This is a genomic window from Orrella daihaiensis (assembly GCF_022811525.1).
Taxonomy (GTDB): domain Bacteria; phylum Pseudomonadota; class Gammaproteobacteria; order Burkholderiales; family Burkholderiaceae_B; genus Algicoccus; species Algicoccus daihaiensis.
Window position 1 is genome coordinate 2,591,689 of record NZ_CP063982.1, and the last position, 16,461, is coordinate 2,608,149.

Sequence of the window (16,461 nt, forward strand, 5' to 3'; positions counted from 1 at the left end):
AACCTATGGAAAAAATCGTTCTAGCTCGTAACCGCTAATGCTTAAACCATCAACAGTCAATGGTATGTCTAGGCCCACTTCTTTGCGCGCAATCATGGGGCCCTCAAGCAGATCAGGTGGCAAGAATTCTGATGGTAATAACGCTTTTTTGATAACAGCCGTACCCGAAGCATCTGTGAGCGTCAACATGAGAGCTGGCCAAGGCTGCGGATAAGTGGATCGGTTTTGCAGGGTCAGCCGCAACACATAAGCACGCTGGTTGCCAACAGGCTGGGCATCAGGTGCTTGTTGTAACGATGACCCTACGATAAAGATTCGATCAATCTGCCGAACATAACCGACCTCGCAAGACAACGGCTGACAAAGTTGCACAAGCAATGGTCGCAGACTAGGTGCTGCCGCCACAATGTCATTTCTAAAAACCACCAAGCTCTGGCCGATGATCGCAAGTGCCAATACAATCGATGCCACCAACCACATCACACCAACGCCTTCAGAGACCTCTTCCTCCTCTTCGAGAAACTCGGGCACCTGGCGACCAAAAGCTGACGGATCATCCCCTTTGAGTCGCGACTCACCAAACACCTGTACTTTAGGCTCAGGCACAGGCTCTACCTTCGCATCAGTGAGCGCCTGTGCTCGCGCTGCGATCGCACCCAAACTCGGCTCGCGTGAATCGGGCGTTACAGTTGCCTGCTCAAGGCTACCAAAGCCGGGCTCCTGTCGACCGTATCCTGCAAAACCTGCTGCAGTTGATCGGTCGACACTCGGTATAAATGGACCTTCCTGCCCAAGCGGGGTCGATGTGGTCGATGTCCTGGTCGTCTGAGATGTCAAAGTGCCAGAGAAAACAGAATCCGTTGCAGGTGTACTGCGTGACTCTACTGGCGATGGCTTGGATGCTTTTGTGGGGATGTCATCTGGCTCCACCGGGTCAGGGGCTGGCTTGATCGGCTCGACCAATGCGTTTAACACGGGCGTAGAGGACGGTGCATCAACCGCACTGGCCGCCGAATCCTGAGCCACCTTTCGCGTCAACGTAGGCAACGCATTTTTAAGACAAGCAAAACCGTCAAAGACGTGCGAACATTGGCCGCACCGAACCAGTCCATCATGCAGTTTGAGCTGATCGGCGATAACTTCATATTCGCTGTTGCATTTGGGGCAACATGTCACCAAGGGCATTGGCTAACCCTCCTGACGCTGACCAGCCAGACAAACCCACCCATCGAGCTCTTCGTAAACAGACAAATGCAACCAGGGTGAATAAAACTCAGCCACTTCCTGCGCTTGGCGAGCCAGGATCCCGGACAACACCAGGTAACCACCTTGACGCACCCGATGACTGAGCATGGGCGCCAACACCTTCAAAGGATTTGACAGAATGTTCGCGACCACCACATCGAAAGTACCAGGCGCAAGCTCGTCCGGCAGCATCGCCTGCACGCTGACATGATTAGCGCTCGCGTTGTAGCGGGTTGATTGCACGGCCTGCTCATCAATATCGACACCCACGACCTCAGCTGCACCGAGCAACTTGCCAGCAATCGCCAGAATGCCCGAGCCACAGCCATAGTCCAGTACACGACTTGCCTGCGGCATTTCACTTTGCAACCATTTGAGACAAAGATGCGTGGTGGGGTGGCTACCCGTACCAAATGCCAGGCCGGGATCAAGCTCTATGCGCACCCGATCACCCGTCTGCGCCTCGCTACGATGCCAGGTAGGCACAATCACTAACCGCTCGCCAATGTTGATTGGATCAAACTGGGATTGCGTTAGCTTGACCCAGTCTTCATCCGGCACTTCGCGCAAGTGCCAATGCTGACTCACCGCAAAACCGACAACATGCTGGGCGTGTACCAGTAACTGTGCTGGGTCTAGCCCATCTGGCAACAAGGCCACGACACGGTTAACAGCCCATCCCTGCGGTGAGGCATCGCCACCGGGCTCACCGAATATAGGCTGCTCGTTAGGTGTGTCAAGCTCAGCGTCCTCTGCGCATGCTGACAATGCTCCAGCCTCCAACAAAGCGTCGGTCAGGATGTCAGCTTGCTCGCCAGAGCACTCTAAAACCAATTCACGCACACGCAATCCCTATCGAGTTGAGCTGTTATGGACGCTCAGCGAGTTTGTGCTCCAAATAATGAATGCTGGTGCCGCCCATGATGAAACGTGAATCAACGAGCAACTCCCGATGCAAAGCAATATTGGTGCTGATGCCTTCGACTACCATCTCTGACAAAGCAATACGCATCCTGGCAAGCGCCTGATCGCGTGTATCGCCATAGGTGATGACCTTGGCAATCATCGAATCGTAATGCGGCGGCACAAAATAACCATTGAATGCGTGTGAGTCGATACGCACCCCAGGTCCTCCGGGTGTATGCCAATTGGTAATACGACCCGGGCTGGGAACAAATTTAAACGGATCCTCAGCATTGATACGGCACTCAATAGCATGCCCCTTGAATTGAATATCACGCTGCTTGAGCGTGAAAGGTTCGCCTGCAGCTATTCGGATTTGCTGCTGTACCAAGTCCACACCCGTGATAAGTTCCGTCACAGGATGCTCAACCTGGATCCGTGTGTTCATTTCGATGAAGTAGAACTCTTCGTTCTCATACAGAAACTCAAACGTGCCAGCCCCGCGATAGCCCATCTTTCGGCAAGCTTCGGCGCAACGTTCGCCAATTTTTTCAATTAGCCGCCGAGCGATGCCAGGCGCAGGCGCCTCCTCAATCACTTTCTGATGACGACGCTGCATGGAGCAGTCGCGTTCACCGAGCCAGACAGCATTCTTGCCACCGTCAGCAAGCACCTGAATTTCGATATGCCGGGGGTTCTCAAGGAACTTCTCGAGATAGACCTCCGGATTATTGAATGCAGCACCTGCTTCGGTTTTGGTGGTGGTGACTGCATTGATCAAAGCTGCCTCAGTGTGCACCACGCGCATGCCACGGCCACCGCCACCGCCAGCAGCCTTGATGATGACTGGATAGCCCACCTCGCGCGCAATACGGACGATCTCCTGCGGGTCATCAGGCAGCGCCCCTTCAGAGCCCGGCACCACGGGCACTCCTGCCTCAATCATGGCTTGCTTGGCACTGACTTTATCACCCATCAAACGGATCGACTCCGGTCGAGGACCGATAAATACAAAACCGCTTTTTTCGACGCGGTCAGCGAAGTCAGCGTTTTCCGACAAAAAGCCATAGCCAGGATGAATCGCTTCAGCATCAGTCACTTCGGCTGCCGAGATAATCGCCGGCATACTCAGGTAGCTATCTTTAGATGCCGCTGGACCAATACACACTGACTCATCAGCCAGCCGCACGTATTTGGCATCGCGGTCTGCCTCGGAATGCACCACGACTGTCTTGACACCAAGCTCGCGGCAGGCACGCTGTATGCGTAAAGCGATTTCGCCACGATTGGCGATGAGAATTTTTTCAAACATGATTAACCAATCACAAAGAGGGGCTGGCCAAACTCGACCGGTTCACCATTTTCCACAAGCACTTCTTTGATCACACCCGACTTGTCAGCCTCAATCTCGTTGAGCAGTTTCATCGCCTCAATGATGCATAGCGGCTGGCCTTCCTTCACTGTTTGGCCAACCTCGACAAATGGCGAAGCACCTGGGCTCGGGGCGCGGTAAAACGTCCCCACCATCGGTGCTTTGACAACGTCACCTTGCGGGACCACCGGGGCAGCTGGAGCAATTGGCTCAGCAGCAGATGGCACGGCAGCAGGTGCTGAAGCTGGAGCTGCTGCGTAGGTGACCGGCGCAGCCATCACTGGCGCAGCAGTGGCCTTGACAATACGAACTTTGTCGTCGCCTTCTGTAATCTCGAGCTCGGCAATATCAGATTCGCCCACGAGATCGATCAATGTTTTAAGTTTTCTGAGATCCATGCTTTGTTTCCCCAAACAAACGGGTCGTTAAAAATTCGTCGATGGCTTAAGACCAGTCTCAAGCATCACGCTGGCTGCTGCAAAACAAACCGAACTGCCGCGCAATAGCCTTCAGCGCCTAGACCGGCAATGACTGCTACGGCAATATCGGACAAATATGAATGATGTCGAAACGGCTCTCGGCGATACACGTTTGACAGATGCACTTCGATAACCGGACGCGTGACTGCCGCGAGTGCATCGCGGATAGCCACACTGGTGTGGGTGTATGCCCCCGCGTTGATCACAATGTGCGTGGTGCCATCGGAAGCTGATGCCTGAATACGGTCAACCAGTGCTCCCTCATGATTACTCTGAAATGAGGTGAGTTTGGCACCAGCCTGCTCGGCGAGGGTTCTCAGGCGAGCATCGATGTCTGAGAGAGTGGTTGTGCCGTAGACCTCGGGCTCGCGTGTGCCGAGCAGATTTAGGTTGGGACCATGCAAAACCAGAATATGATGAGCCATATGAGACCGAGCCAGCAAGCCTGAACAGGTTGAAGTGAGAAAAACCAAACAAAACGCCGCAAAGCAGCCCAATCCCGGCGCCATTCACCACAAAATGTGACATGTCTATGAAATTAGCAGCCAATTCGGCGTTATTTTTAGCCTAACTGCACTTAAGTTTATACTTTTTACGCCGAACTTGCCACCAAACGCCCAATCTGCTGATCAAGCGAATCCGGGTCAACCATCCCCATGATGACTTCAAAGATAGTGCCATCAGGGCGAAACAGCACCGTGAAAGGTAGGCCACCTGCAGTATTGCCCAATGCACGCACGAGCTCAATGCCTTGATGCCCTGCGACGACCGAGTGGTAATCGATGGGCACGTTCACCACAAACTTGCGCACATTGTCTTCCGTATCGATCGCCACACCCAGAAAATTAGCCCCGGTATGCTTGGCGGCTAACCGGTTCAGGTCTGGAATCTCCTTCACGCATGGTGGACACCAAGTCGCCCAGAAATTGACCACGAGCGGCTGCCCTTGCCACTGCGACATGGGTTGTTCGCCTCCCAGCAAATCGGGCAGTCTGGCTGCAAAGAACCTTTGTGGATCGGGCTCGACAGCTGCCATGGGCCTAACCGCCCGATTGGCCTGCGGTGCTCGGCGCGAACTCTCGCGCCAGCCAAGCCACCCAACCGCGACCATGCCAGCAAGCCCTATTCCACCAATGATCAACGTGCGTCGTTTCATGCATCAAATCATAGCGCCTGTTGGACTCACATATAGGAACATCCCTCTACAATGCCATCAAGGAGGGGGTTATGCATCTGCACGTACTGGGCATTGGTGGCACATTCATGGGGGGGCTCGCGTTAATCGCTCGCTCAGCCGGTCATCGGGTAACGGGCTGCGACCAAGCGGTTTATCCACCCATGAGCACGCAACTCGCCGAACAAGGCATAGAGCTCATAGAGGGCTTTGAGCCTGATCAACTTGCGCTAAAGCCCGATGTGTTTGTAATCGGCAACATTGTGAGTCGGGGTAACCCACTCATGGAAGCGATCCTTAACGCCAACGCCCGTTACATCTCGGGGCCTCAATGGCTAGGAGAAAACATTCTCACATCGCAACAAGTTTTAGCCGTCGCTGGCACCCACGGCAAGACAACCACAAGCTCCATGCTGGCCTGGATATTGCTGCAAGCTGGATTGAATCCCAACTTTTTGATTGGGGGCATTGCACCCGGACTTGCTGTATCAGCCAAATTTGATCCGGACGTCTCCACATTTGTGATCGAAGCCGACGAATACGACACGGCATTTTTTGACAAACGCTCAAAATTTGTCCACTACCGTGCGCGCACAGCGATCCTGAACAACCTTGAATATGACCATGCAGACATTTTCCCTGACCTAGCGGCTATCGAAACCCAGTTTCACCATTTGGTGCGTACCGTACCGAGCCACGGGAGCATCGTTGTGACCAATGGTGAACCCGCCATTGATCGAGTGCTTGAGCGCGGTTGCTGGAGCCCCGTGACACGCGTCGGCCTGGAGACAGGTTGGCATGCCAAGGAAGTTGATAGACAAAACGTCATTTTTTTAGGCGACCAGCCAATTGGTCCCCTGACATGGTCACTGACTGGTTCGCACAACACCAAGAACGCCTTGGCCGCAATGGCTGCCGCACAAGGCGTTGGGGTTACGCCAACTGACGCACTGAATGCCCTAAACCGATTCGAAGGGGTCAAGCGTCGCATGGAAGTGCGCGGCACTGTGGCTGGCGTGACGGTGTACGACGACTTCGCGCACCACCCCACGGCCATCGCGACGACACTGGCGGGTTTACGTCAGCAGGTTGGCACGGCCAGAATACTGGTTGTGCTTGAACCGCGTTCAAACACCATGAAGCTCGGTGCCATGGCCGCACGACTGCCCGCGGCTCTGAAAGACGCTGACCACACGTTCTGTTTTGCAGGAGGTCAGGGTAAACAATCACTGGGATGGGATCCGCGGACTGTCATGGTTGAACTTGGGGACAAGCTAACAGTTGATCAGGACCTCAGTGAGTTGGTGTCGCATGTCGTTGCTTACGCGCACGCTGGAGATCACGTGGTCATCATGAGCAACGGTGGATTCGGCGGCGTGCACGACAAACTCATCGCTGCCCTGGAGCAGCAATCATGATGATGCTTTATTTGCATGGCTTTCGCTCATCACCGAGCTCCTTTAAAGCCCGCCTGCTTGACGACTATTTCAGCACCCATGGGCTGATTGAACGTTGGCGCTGTCCGCAACTACCTGCTAGCCCAAAGCAGGTAGTAGATCTTGCCCGCGCCCAAGCGCAGGAACTGCTGCAAACCTGTCATGAAACGCCACAGTCGCTCACAATTGTCGGATCCTCTTTGGGTGGCTATTACGCTATCGCGCTAGCTGAAGAGCTTGATTGTCGCGCAGTGCTCATTAACCCAGCAGTTCACGCAGCGCGTGACCTAGCCACCCAGGTAGGCGAGCACACGCACTATCACAGTAACGAACCGATGACATTTGAGCCACAGTACGTAGACGAACTCGCTGATATGGCTGTACCCAAGATCACGAAGCCTCAACGGTATTTGCTGATTGCCGCCACCGGTGACGAGTTGCTGGACTGGCGTGAAATGGTTAAGTTCATGGATGGCGCCCACCAAATTATTGTCCCCGGAAGCGATCACGGTCTATCCGATTTTGAGAAATACATGCCACGTGTGCTCGCATTTGCCGACGGACTCACCCCTTCAAGCCAGGTAGATTGAATGTTTGTGTTGTACGAAGACAGCGGCAGCTTTAAGGTTGGCCTGATCAAGTCGGAAACCGATGCTAGCCTGCAAGTCGAGGCCTCTTCTGGCAAGCGCAGCAAAATCAAACGCTCTAGTTGCATCCTGACATTCGAATCCCCCGATGCGGATGAATTATTGCGACAGGCACCCATCAACGCCGCGGAGATCGACCCCGCATTTCTGTGGGAAGTTGCGCCGCAAGATGAGTTCGAAGTCTCTGACCTTGCCAACGACTATTACGGTCATACTCCCACGGCGCTCGAAACCGCAACGCTCCTATGGTGTGTGCATGACGCACCGATTTATTTTCATCGGCGTGGCAAAGGGAAATACCGTGCTGCCCCACCCGAGATCTTGCAAGCTGCACTGGCTGCCCAAGAGAAAAAGCGTGCGTTAGCAGAGCAACAAGCTCATTGGGCCAGCGAATTGATCCGTGGTGAACTGCCCGATGAAATCGCTCAGGTAGCTTTGTCACTGGTCACACGACCTGACAAGAACACCCAGGCCTACAAAGCAGTCGAGCAGGCCAGTCAGCAAAGCGGTCTGACAATCGAGGCACTGCTACTTAAATGCGGTGCGTGGCCTGATGCGCTCAGTCTGCACCGCGGCAAGTTTTTAACCATGCATTTTCCCAAAGGCACGGGATTTGCTGAAGTAGCGAGCCTGCCAGCGCATGATGATTTACCGCTTGCTGACGTTACTGCTTACTCCGTTGACGACATTTCCACAACAGAGATAGACGATGCAATTTCGGTACACGCTCTCGAAGGCGGTTGGTTACGCGTAGGCATTCATGTGGCAGCACCCGCACTTGGGATTGCGCGAAACAGTGACTTAGACCAAATCGCCAGAGCGCGCATGTCAACTGTCTACACCCCCGGTGAAAAAATCCCGATGCAACCGGATGAGGTCATTGATCATTACTCACTGGTTGCCGGTCAGGCTGTACCCGCCCTGTCACTTTACGTTGAGGTGCATCCCGACACGGCTGAGATTCGATCGCATCACACTCGCGTTGAGCGTTTGATGGTCACCAGTAACCTGCGTCACAACGAACTTGACCACGAGATCACACTCGAAGCACTCGCAGACGATGCCAAATCTTTTCCGTATGACCAATGGGTGCGCCCCCTGTGGACACTAACCTTGGCCCTGTCTGCCCAGCGCGATCAGCGGCGTGGCAAGCCCGAGTCAAACAACCGGGTTGACTACAACTTTTATCTCGACGGTGCAGCCCACGACCCGGACACCCCGGTACGAATCGAGCCGCGCATGCGCAATGCCCCGCTAGATCGCATCGTGGCTGAGTTCATGATTCTTGCCAACCGGCTCTGGGCTGAACAGCTCGCGACTCATCATTTGCCTGGGGTATTTCGTTCACAACAGGCCGGGCGGGTTCGCATGAGTACACATGCCCTGCCCCATGAGGCCATCGGCGTTGAATATTACGCCTGGTGCACCTCGCCATTGCGTCGTTATGTTGATTTGGTCAACCAGCGTCAGTTACTGGCGCTGGCTGAGCATGGCGTATCAGCCCCCTTGGTTGCACCCTATCAACCGCGCGAGGACGACCTGTTTGCCATCATCGGTGGATTCGAGGCGCAGTACGGTGCCTGGTCTGATTATCAGCGACAAATGGAACGGTACTGGTGCCTGCGCTGGCTCGATCAGCAACAGGTTAGCTGCTGCCAGGCAAGCGTGATGCGAGACAACCTGGTTCGGCTGGTTGATATTCCGCTGACGATAGAGATTAGTGGCTTGCCTGAGCTAGAACGTGGTGCTCAAATCACGATAGAAATCACCGATACTGATGAATTGAACCTGACTGTCCAAGCCCGTTATGTGACACATGTGACATAGGCCCCATTGATCCCGGCATGAAAATCCTGACACCACTGGTTCGATGGTTTACCGCCCCTGAGCAAAACGCGTTGCGTTGGGGTGTGGCACTGTCGTTGCTGGTTCACGGCCTGGTATTGGCATGGCAGCCTCACATCATGTCTCCTATCGCAAACAGGCCCACCGCGCTCGATGTGGTGCTGGTCAATACGTTCAGTGAACAAATACCCCTAACACCCCAAGTCATCGCCCAAGACAACCTCGAGGGCGGTGGCGAGGTTGCCGACCAACGCATTGCCAGCAACCCGATGCCGCGCGTGGGCATCGAGGACGAAGACATTTCGTTAGTAGAGCTAACCCGTCAGCGCAGGCAACTTGAGGCCGAACAACAACAATTGCTCAAGCAGTTACTGAGCATTTGGAATGCACGTCCGAACCAACTCCAAAGTGATGCGTCTGAGGATGCCCTCATATCGGGGACGGATGAGGTTGACCAGCAGGCGCTCGAACAAAACTCTAGAATCGCTGCCATTCTGGATCAAATTGAACGCTATAACGAGCGACCACGACGCTACTACGATGCCCCATCGGCCATTGCCAATCCATTTGCCGGCTATGTCGATGCCTGGCGTTTACGCGTGGAACAAACTGGCAGCCAGCACTACCCGACGAGTGCAGGGCAGCGTCCACGCGGTGATTTACAGGCCAGCGTGACGATCAATGCGAATGGCAGCGTGGCCGAGATTGTGATTGACAGACCGGCGGCTGACGCACGACTTAACCAGGCTGTGAAACGTATTATTGAACTGGCACAGCCATTTCCACCATTTCCCGAGCAATTAGCCGCTGAAGTCGATCAATTGGTGATTACTCGAACCTGGCGTTTCACGCCAGGACTTTTGACAACACAGGTTCCATAAAACGCCCATGACCAAGCAGCCCATCTTGAGATTCGCCGTGATCGGTCACCCCGTGGCTCACAGTCGGTCGCCCGATATTCATGCTGCCTTCGCGGCTGAAGTTGGCGTCAACCTGATCTACGACCGTCTTGATTGTGAGCCGCACGAGTTTGAAACCCGCGTACAAAAGTTCTTTGATTCAGGCGGTACAGGACTGAATGTCACCGTGCCGTTCAAAGAACGTGCGTGGCAACTTGCCAGACAAAATTTGAGCGAACGGGCGCAACAAGCCGGTGCGGTCAACACATTGTGGATGGCCAATGGTCAATTGCATGGCTGCAACACCGATGGTGTGGGACTGATCAATGACTTAAAACGCTTATCGATGCCAATCAAAGACGCCAGAATTTTATTGATAGGGGCAGGAGGCGCCGCCCGTGGCGTGATCGGGCCGTTGTTGGAGGCAGACTGTCAGCACCTTCTGGTCGTCAATCGAACAGCGGCGCGCGCTGACGAACTGGTCGATGACTGGCTCGCAACGCACGCACACGACTCAACTCGTCTATCGGCAAATAGCTTGTCAGCGCTTGGCCAGGCAAACCTCCATCACTCAAAAGACTTTGACCTTATCGTGAATGCCACGGCAAGCAGCCTGCAGGGCGATCCATTGCCTTTGCCTGCCAGCCTGTTCGGGCCGTCGGTCGCAGCATACGACATGATGTATGGCCGTGGCTTGACTACCTTTTTAAGGCAGGCCAATGAGGCCGGCAGCACCGAGTTGGCAGATGGACTAGGCATGTTGGTTGGGCAAGCTGCTGAGAGCTTTCGGATCTGGTTATCGAAATCGCCCAATGTTGAGCCAGTCATTACAGAGATTCGTGCCCAACTTGAATCGGCAGTCCGTTAAACTAAAAACATGTCGACTGCTCGCAACTACATAGCTAAAGAGCTTTACCGCGCCACATTCGTGGTCATGCTTGCACTTATCGGTTTGTTTTCTTTTTTTACGCTGGTGGACCAGCTCGACAGGGTCAGCGAGCGTTTATCGTTGAAATCATTACTTTATATAGAGTTACTTGCTTTACCGACGCGAACCTATGAGTTGTTGCCGATCGGCGTATTAATTGGTGCTGTACTTGCACTCGCGGGCTTGGCGCAACGCAATGAACTGGTGATTCTGCGGGTCTCTGGCGTCAGTGCCACCCGACTGCTGGGCATGCTCTGGATGGCATGCGTCCCAATCATCGCGCTGGCCATCATCTTGTCAGAGTACATGACTCCGGCCGCCGAGATTCGCTACAGCGAAGCCAACCTTGTTTTACGAGGCAAAGTCGAGGGTGGACGCCTGATCAGTGGCTACTGGTTTCGCGAGCCCACTGCCCAAGGCGGCTCGCGTGTTCTGAACATCGGTGAACTACTAAGTTCTGGCGAAGTGGCTAACCTGACCATCTATGAAATGGGAGCAGATGATCGCCTCACTCTACTTTCCCAGGCGCAGCGAGGAGTGTTTGAAGGCGACAAACTGCGGCTTTTTAATGTTTCGGACAACATCATTGATGACAACGCCCTGCAAGCGCTCGCTGATGGGCTACCAGCCTCAGAGCCGCTGATGATCGTCCAGACCGAGCCGACCCGCCTGCTGACTACCTCGTTAACGCCAGCAAGACTCGTGGCTAGGATTGCCACCCCAGAAAAGATGTCATTACTGACGCTGTGGGACTATATCGACTTTTTGCAGTCCAACAATCAAGACGCCACCCGCCAGATTGTGGCGGTATGGCGCAAAATCGCCTACCCTTTTACGTTGTTGGTCATGCTCACCATTGCAGCCCCAATTGCCTATATGCAAACGCGCCGTGGCGGTATTGGCGCCAAGGTATTTGCAGGTATCTTGACTGGCACCGTTTTCTTTATGCTCGGTCAGCTCACCTTGAATATGGGTATGCTTTACCAATGGCCACCGGTTGTCACAGCGCTTGCGCCCAATGTGATTGCGTTTGTATTGGCATTTGGGACGCTACTGGCCATGGAAAGGCGCTTCAAATGGCCTAGAAAAACGGTTCGCGCGCCCACCAACAGCGCGGGAGGCATGGCATGAGCGCGCCCGATATCTGGATGATTGGTGATATCCAGGGTTGCTATGCGCCACTGGACGCGTTGCTTTCGCAGCCGACCATCGCAGACAATCCTCAGGCGCGTTTCTGGTTTGCTGGCGACCTGGTTAATCGCGGTCCAAGCTCATTACAGACGCTCAGACGACTGATGTCACTCGAAGACCGTAGCGTCTTCCTGCTCGGCAACCACGACTTGCATTTGTTAGCGGTTGCTGCGGGTATTCGGGCCCCTGGTAAAAACGATACGTTTCATGAGGTCCTGACCGCACCGGACGCGGGCGACATTATTCATTGGTTGCGCCATCGTAAACTTGCCCATTTTGAGCTCGATCATCTGATGGTTCACGCCGGGGTTTTACCCAAATGGACCGTCAAAAAAACGCTATCACTTGCTGCAGAAGTAGAGCAGGCACTTCGCAGTGACAACTGGGCCAAGTCATTGCAAAAAATGTACGGTAACGAGCCCACGCGCTGGAAAGAAGGCCACACGGGCACCAAACGCCTGCGGGTGATCATCAATGCATTGACGCGATTACGCATGTGCAACCCCAAGGGCCACATGATGCTTGCGGTCAAATCTTCACCCAAGGATCGTACCGACGATTTGATTCCTTGGTTTGATATGCCAGGCCGCGCAACAAGCGATGTCACCGTTGTATTTGGTCACTGGTCAACGCTGGGACTGCTGAACCGGCCAGATGTCATCTGCTTGGATACGGGTTGCGTCTGGGGTGGTCATTTATCAGCTATGCGCCTGCAAGATCGCCGATTGCTGCAAGTCGCCTGCCATCAAGAGTTGGACCCCCTGGCCGCATCACTCGTGCCGTGAATATGGCAAGATGCGAGGAACGTCAAGCCTGATTCACCAGAACAACCTCACGAATGGACTGCCTGGCGTGGCTAGCGAGCTCGGCACGAGGTGGTTTAGCCTGATCAGGTGTGCCTATTAGAGGCAAGAATACGAGCTCAACACTCACGCCCGTCGTACCGAGCAAACGCCAGAGGTTTTGAAGAAGAGACTCCTCACCGACAAATGCGGGCAATGCACTACGCTCACCGCGATGGTAGTAACGCAACGCCACCGGCTGAATAGCGATATCCGGTTCACGTGCTGGCTCAAACAAGTTGCCATAAAAGTTCAGCACATCAAACCCCTCGGAGGTAGTCCCTTCCGGGAAAAGACCCACGGGCTGGTTACGGCTAAAACGCAGTTTCATGGCCTGACCCGCGCGATGGACAGCATGCCGATAACCACGCTCTATAAAAATCGTGTCCGCACCCGCCGCTAGCCAACCAATGATGGGCCAGTGGCGAATTTCTTGCTTGGCAACAAATGCGGTAGCACGCACCACATTCAAAACGAAGATATCAAGCCAAGAGACATGGTTCACTGCCCATAAGACTGGACCCGTTTTAACTGGATCACCCTGTATACGGGTACGAACCCCACACAACATCAATAAGACCCGGGACCAGTGTTTCTTTAAGCCAAGCCTGCCTGAGCGTCCTGCCCAAGGAAATACCAGACCGATCGTCAGCAGACCGCACAGCACCCACAACGCCACGACCGGCGCTCTGAGTGCAAACAATGCCACCCTCACCCGGCTCGCTCCCAGACCACGCGGCCACGCATGATGGTGGCTTGAACCCGGCCAGGCAACTCCATGCCAAGAAAGGGCGTGTGCCGACTTTGGCTGACCAGCGATTGCCTGGCCACAATCCAGTGATCATCAAGGTTAACCACGCAAAAATCTGCGGGTGCGCCCACCACCAAAGAACCCACCGGCGGCATGGCCTGTGAGCAGGTGCGCAACACAGCAGCAGGTCCTGAGGTGACCCGCGCCAGCGCCTGGGTCAGCGGTATGTTGTCCTCCCGCGCCCACTTGATGGCCAGGCTCAATAAAAGCTCCAAGCCAGTAGCACCAGACTCTGCCTCTGCGAAAGGCATCTGTTTGCCATCGTCATCAACGGGTGTATGGTCCGAGCACAACGCATCGACCGTACCATCGGCTAGCGCTTGGCGCAAAGCCTCGCGGTCGCGTTGAGTTCGCAATGGTGGATCCAACCGATAATGGGTGTCGTAGTAGCCGATATCCACATCGGTCAGATGTGCATGATTGACTGTGGTGTCGCAAGTCACTGGCAGACCTTGGGCCTTGGCTTGGCGAATGAGTTCCACACCTGCTGCGGAACTGATGCGACAGATATGTAACTTCACACCCACGCTTCGCTGCAATTCAAATAGCGTATGCAACGCAATCGTCTCCGATTGCACCGGTACGCCCGAGAGTCCGAGCCGAGCTGCATAAGCACCGCTAGCCACCACACCCTTCGAAAGCCATGGGTCAATCGGACGCAACCAAAGCGTAAAACCAAACGAACGCGCATACTGCATGGCTCGCAACATCACAGCAGTGTCTACGATTGGCTCATCGGCTTGGGCGAACCCGATACAACCCGCCTCAGAGAGCTCAGCCATCTCGGTGATGACCTGTCCTTTCAGACCTACCGTCATGGCACCCAAAGGATACAGATTGACCTGGTCGAGCTGACGAGCCCGGTGTTTTAACATCTCGATCAGGCCAGGCTCATCAAGCGGCGGATCCGTGTCTGGCGGCAATACCAGGCTGGTAATGCCGCCAGCCATGGCTGCCTTCAATTCGGACTCCAGCGTGGCGCGGTACTCATGACCTGGCTCTCTGAGTCGAACCGCGAGGTCAATCAAACCCGGCATCAGGCACAAGCCACCATAATCCAATGTCTGCTGAACTTCAAACCCTGACGGGGCTTGGCCGATCGCTGCAATTCGACCCCCGGCAACCCAAAGATCTGACTGTTGGTCCATGCCTGTGGCTGGGTCAAGCAAGCGGGCGTTTTTGATATGCAATCTCACGATGATGCTCCCGCCACAATACTCATAACGGCCATACGAACTGCGATTCCGAACGTCACCTGATTCAGAATCACCGACTGAGAACCATCAGCCACCGCAGAATCTATTTCAACACCTCGGTTCATGGGCCCTGGATGCATCACGATCGCATCTGGCTTGGCAATGGCAAGCTTTTGTGGGGTTAGCCCATAGTGTTTGAAATACTCATGTGAGGACGGCAGTAACGCGCCGCGCATGCGCTCGTTTTGCAGGCGAAGCATGATGATCACATCCACATCGCGCAGGCCCTGCGCCATATCGGTGTAAGTCTTCACACCCATTTGCTCAAGACCACTAGGAAGAAGCGTTAGCGGCCCGATTGCACGCACCTCTGCCACACCTAGTGTGGTCAACGCGTGAATATTGGAGCGCGCCACTCGTGAATGCAAAACATCGCCCACAATCGCCACGGTGAGATTGGAAAAGTCCTGCTTGAAATGCCGAATCGTGTACATGTCAAGCAGTGCTTGCGTCGGATGCGCATGTCGGCCGTCACCCGCATTAATGACATGCACATCGGGCGCCACGTGCTTGGCAATCAGGTAAGGTGCACCACTTGCCTCGTGACGCACCACAAAAATATCAGCCTGCATCGCTGAGAGGTTGGCGATGGTATCAAGCAGCGTCTCGCCCTTGGAGGCAGAGGATACGTTGATGTTCAGATTAAAGACATCAGCTGATAGCCGCGTAGCCGCAATCTCGAAAGTGGTACGGGTGCGGGTGGAGTTCTCAAAAAACAAATTAAAAACACTCTTGCCGCGCAACAGGGGTACTTTTTTGACATCACGTTCCGCGAGCGGCACAAATGTTTGAGCCGTATCCAGAATGTGAGTCAGAATATCGCGTGGAATGCCTTCGGTGGTGATCAAATGTGTCAACTCACCGTGGCGATTTAACTGAGGGTTACGCATCACGCTTCCTTGGATTCAACGTGCAGTGTAAATTCACCCGTCTCGGTCTGAGCCAGGACGAGGTTATCAGCCACCGCTGCCTCGAACCGCCAGGCCGCAAAGTCCGCACAGATCGGCAGCTCGCGTTGATCACGATCGATCAGCACGACTAATTTGATCGATGCCGGGCGACCATAGTCAAACAATTCATTCATGGCGCCTCGGATGGTGCGACCGGTATAGAGCACATCATCGACTACCACCAAATGCTTACCGACCACATCAAAGCCGATGTCCGATGGCTCAACTTGCGGATGCAAGCCAATACGATCAAAGTCATCGCGGTAAAAACTGATGTTTAGCGTACCTAGTGCGGTTTGCATCTGCAGATCGCGATGTAACCGTTGCGCAAGCCAGGCACCGCCGGAGTGAATGCCCACGAGGTGCACCTCGTCTGCGGGCAGGTCCTTGATAAGCGCTGCCACCCCTAGCCGCAAGGATAGATAAAGATCTTCGGCAGCGGGCAGCGCTTGGGTTGACTCAGCTGGCGGTGTCATGATCATG

The 16,461-nt window shown here is 54.5% G+C and carries 17 protein-coding genes and 1 pseudogene; 7 read left to right on the top strand and 11 right to left on the bottom strand.

The features are described 5' to 3' along the window. Nucleotides 1-3: 3 nt before the first annotated feature. The 7 genes and pseudogenes from DHf2319_RS11905 to DHf2319_RS11930 all read right to left on the bottom strand — a co-directional run bounded on the left by DHf2319_RS11905 (nt 4) and on the right by DHf2319_RS11930 (nt 5,155). The gene (locus tag DHf2319_RS11905) at nt 4-1,026 is read right to left on the bottom strand and encodes a DUF3426 domain-containing protein (RefSeq protein ID WP_243478575.1); all 1,023 of its coding nucleotides are present in this window, start codon (nt 1,024-1,026) and stop codon (nt 4-6) included. Between the two features lie 54 nt (nt 1,027-1,080). Further along, nucleotides 1,081-1,185, bottom strand: a pseudogene (locus DHf2319_RS13210) (MJ0042-type zinc finger domain-containing protein); the annotation flags it as partial. 3 nt (nt 1,186-1,188) lie between these two features. Further along, on the bottom strand, nt 1,189-2,088 hold the full coding sequence (gene prmA / locus DHf2319_RS11910; RefSeq protein ID WP_243478576.1) for a 50S ribosomal protein L11 methyltransferase: 900 nt from the start codon (nt 2,086-2,088) through the stop codon (nt 1,189-1,191). A gap of 25 nt (nt 2,089-2,113) precedes the next feature. Beyond that, a complete protein-coding gene (gene accC / locus DHf2319_RS11915; protein WP_243478577.1) occupies nt 2,114-3,460 on the bottom strand; it encodes an acetyl-CoA carboxylase biotin carboxylase subunit in 1,347 nt (448 codons plus the stop codon). A gap of 2 nt (nt 3,461-3,462) precedes the next feature. Then, entirely contained in the window at nt 3,463-3,918 is a 456-nt protein-coding gene (gene accB / locus DHf2319_RS11920; protein WP_243478578.1) for an acetyl-CoA carboxylase biotin carboxyl carrier protein, read from the bottom strand. Between the two features lie 65 nt (nt 3,919-3,983). Beyond that, the gene (aroQ, locus tag DHf2319_RS11925; RefSeq protein WP_243478579.1) at nt 3,984-4,424 is read right to left on the bottom strand and encodes a type II 3-dehydroquinate dehydratase; all 441 of its coding nucleotides are present in this window, start codon (nt 4,422-4,424) and stop codon (nt 3,984-3,986) included. 167 nt (nt 4,425-4,591) lie between these two features. Then, the gene (locus tag DHf2319_RS11930; RefSeq protein WP_243478580.1) at nt 4,592-5,155 is read right to left on the bottom strand and encodes a TlpA family protein disulfide reductase; all 564 of its coding nucleotides are present in this window, start codon (nt 5,153-5,155) and stop codon (nt 4,592-4,594) included. Nucleotides 5,156-5,226: 71 nt separating this feature from the next. On the opposite strand from DHf2319_RS11930, the gene mpl reads away from it, so the two are divergent. The 7 genes from mpl to DHf2319_RS11965 are packed head-to-tail and all read left to right on the top strand — an operon-like array spanning nt 5,227 to nt 12,904. Next, nucleotides 5,227-6,591: a UDP-N-acetylmuramate:L-alanyl-gamma-D-glutamyl-meso-diaminopimelate ligase gene (gene mpl / locus DHf2319_RS11935; RefSeq protein WP_243478581.1), complete on the top strand. Its 1,365-nt coding sequence runs from the start codon at nt 5,227-5,229 to the stop codon at nt 6,589-6,591. Further along, nucleotides 6,588-7,199, top strand: a complete 612-nt coding sequence (locus DHf2319_RS11940; RefSeq protein WP_243478582.1) for a YqiA/YcfP family alpha/beta fold hydrolase — start codon at nt 6,588-6,590, stop codon at nt 7,197-7,199. Before mpl ends, DHf2319_RS11940 begins: the two co-directional genes overlap by 4 nt. After that, complete coding sequence (locus DHf2319_RS11945) at nt 7,200-9,083, top strand: ribonuclease catalytic domain-containing protein (protein ID WP_243478583.1); 1,884 nt, start codon at nt 7,200-7,202, stop codon at nt 9,081-9,083. A gap of 17 nt (nt 9,084-9,100) precedes the next feature. Then, nucleotides 9,101-9,982, top strand: coding sequence for a TonB family protein (locus DHf2319_RS11950; protein WP_243478584.1), 882 nt, complete (start codon nt 9,101-9,103; stop codon nt 9,980-9,982). Nucleotides 9,983-9,989: 7 nt separating this feature from the next. Beyond that, nucleotides 9,990-10,868, top strand: coding sequence for a shikimate dehydrogenase (gene aroE, locus DHf2319_RS11955; RefSeq protein ID WP_243478585.1), 879 nt, complete (start codon nt 9,990-9,992; stop codon nt 10,866-10,868). 9 nt (nt 10,869-10,877) lie between these two features. Beyond that, entirely contained in the window at nt 10,878-12,059 is a 1,182-nt protein-coding gene (gene lptG, locus DHf2319_RS11960) for an LPS export ABC transporter permease LptG (protein ID WP_243478586.1), read from the top strand. Next, entirely contained in the window at nt 12,056-12,904 is an 849-nt protein-coding gene (locus DHf2319_RS11965) for a symmetrical bis(5'-nucleosyl)-tetraphosphatase (protein WP_243478587.1), read from the top strand. Before lptG ends, DHf2319_RS11965 begins: the two co-directional genes overlap by 4 nt. 22 nt (nt 12,905-12,926) lie before the next feature. On the opposite strand, the gene DHf2319_RS11970 is transcribed toward DHf2319_RS11965, so the two are convergent. The 4 genes from DHf2319_RS11970 to pyrR are packed head-to-tail and all read right to left on the bottom strand — an operon-like array spanning nt 12,927 to nt 16,454. After that, on the bottom strand, nt 12,927-13,676 hold the full coding sequence (locus DHf2319_RS11970) for a lysophospholipid acyltransferase family protein (RefSeq protein WP_243478588.1): 750 nt from the start codon (nt 13,674-13,676) through the stop codon (nt 12,927-12,929). Next, nucleotides 13,673-14,968, bottom strand: a complete 1,296-nt coding sequence (locus DHf2319_RS11975; protein WP_243478589.1) for a dihydroorotase — start codon at nt 14,966-14,968, stop codon at nt 13,673-13,675. Before DHf2319_RS11975 ends, DHf2319_RS11970 begins: the two co-directional genes overlap by 4 nt. Then, entirely contained in the window at nt 14,965-15,918 is a 954-nt protein-coding gene (locus DHf2319_RS11980) for an aspartate carbamoyltransferase catalytic subunit (protein ID WP_243478590.1), read from the bottom strand. The genes DHf2319_RS11975 and DHf2319_RS11980 overlap by 4 nt, the downstream gene beginning before the upstream one ends. Then, nucleotides 15,918-16,454, bottom strand: a complete 537-nt coding sequence (gene pyrR / locus DHf2319_RS11985) for a bifunctional pyr operon transcriptional regulator/uracil phosphoribosyltransferase PyrR (RefSeq protein ID WP_243478591.1) — start codon at nt 16,452-16,454, stop codon at nt 15,918-15,920. The genes DHf2319_RS11980 and pyrR overlap by 1 nt, the downstream gene beginning before the upstream one ends. Nucleotides 16,455-16,461 lie beyond the last annotated feature (7 nt).

Excerpts from the sequence above, each read along its gene's own strand:
- accC (WP_243478577.1), bottom strand. The coding sequence starts at position 3,460 with ATGTTTGAAAAAATTCTCATCGCCAATCGTGGCGAAATCGCTTTACGC.
- accB (WP_243478578.1), bottom strand. The coding sequence starts at position 3,918 with ATGGATCTCAGAAAACTTAAAACATTGATCGATCTCGTGGGCGAATCT.
- aroQ (WP_243478579.1), bottom strand. The coding sequence starts at position 4,424 with ATGGCTCATCATATTCTGGTTTTGCATGGTCCCAACCTAAATCTGCTC.
- DHf2319_RS11930 (WP_243478580.1), bottom strand. The coding sequence starts at position 5,155 with ATGAAACGACGCACGTTGATCATTGGTGGAATAGGGCTTGCTGGCATG.
- mpl (WP_243478581.1), top strand. The coding sequence starts at position 5,227 with ATGCATCTGCACGTACTGGGCATTGGTGGCACATTCATGGGGGGGCTC.
- DHf2319_RS11940 (WP_243478582.1), top strand. The coding sequence starts at position 6,588 with ATGATGATGCTTTATTTGCATGGCTTTCGCTCATCACCGAGCTCCTTT.
- DHf2319_RS11945 (WP_243478583.1), top strand. The coding sequence starts at position 7,200 with ATGTTTGTGTTGTACGAAGACAGCGGCAGCTTTAAGGTTGGCCTGATC.
- DHf2319_RS11950 (WP_243478584.1), top strand. The coding sequence starts at position 9,101 with ATGAAAATCCTGACACCACTGGTTCGATGGTTTACCGCCCCTGAGCAA.
- aroE (WP_243478585.1), top strand. The coding sequence starts at position 9,990 with ATGACCAAGCAGCCCATCTTGAGATTCGCCGTGATCGGTCACCCCGTG.
- lptG (WP_243478586.1), top strand. The coding sequence starts at position 10,878 with ATGTCGACTGCTCGCAACTACATAGCTAAAGAGCTTTACCGCGCCACA.
- DHf2319_RS11965 (WP_243478587.1), top strand. The coding sequence starts at position 12,056 with ATGAGCGCGCCCGATATCTGGATGATTGGTGATATCCAGGGTTGCTAT.
- DHf2319_RS11980 (WP_243478590.1), bottom strand. The coding sequence starts at position 15,918 with ATGCGTAACCCTCAGTTAAATCGCCACGGTGAGTTGACACATTTGATC.
- pyrR (WP_243478591.1), bottom strand. The coding sequence starts at position 16,454 with ATGACACCGCCAGCTGAGTCAACCCAAGCGCTGCCCGCTGCCGAAGAT.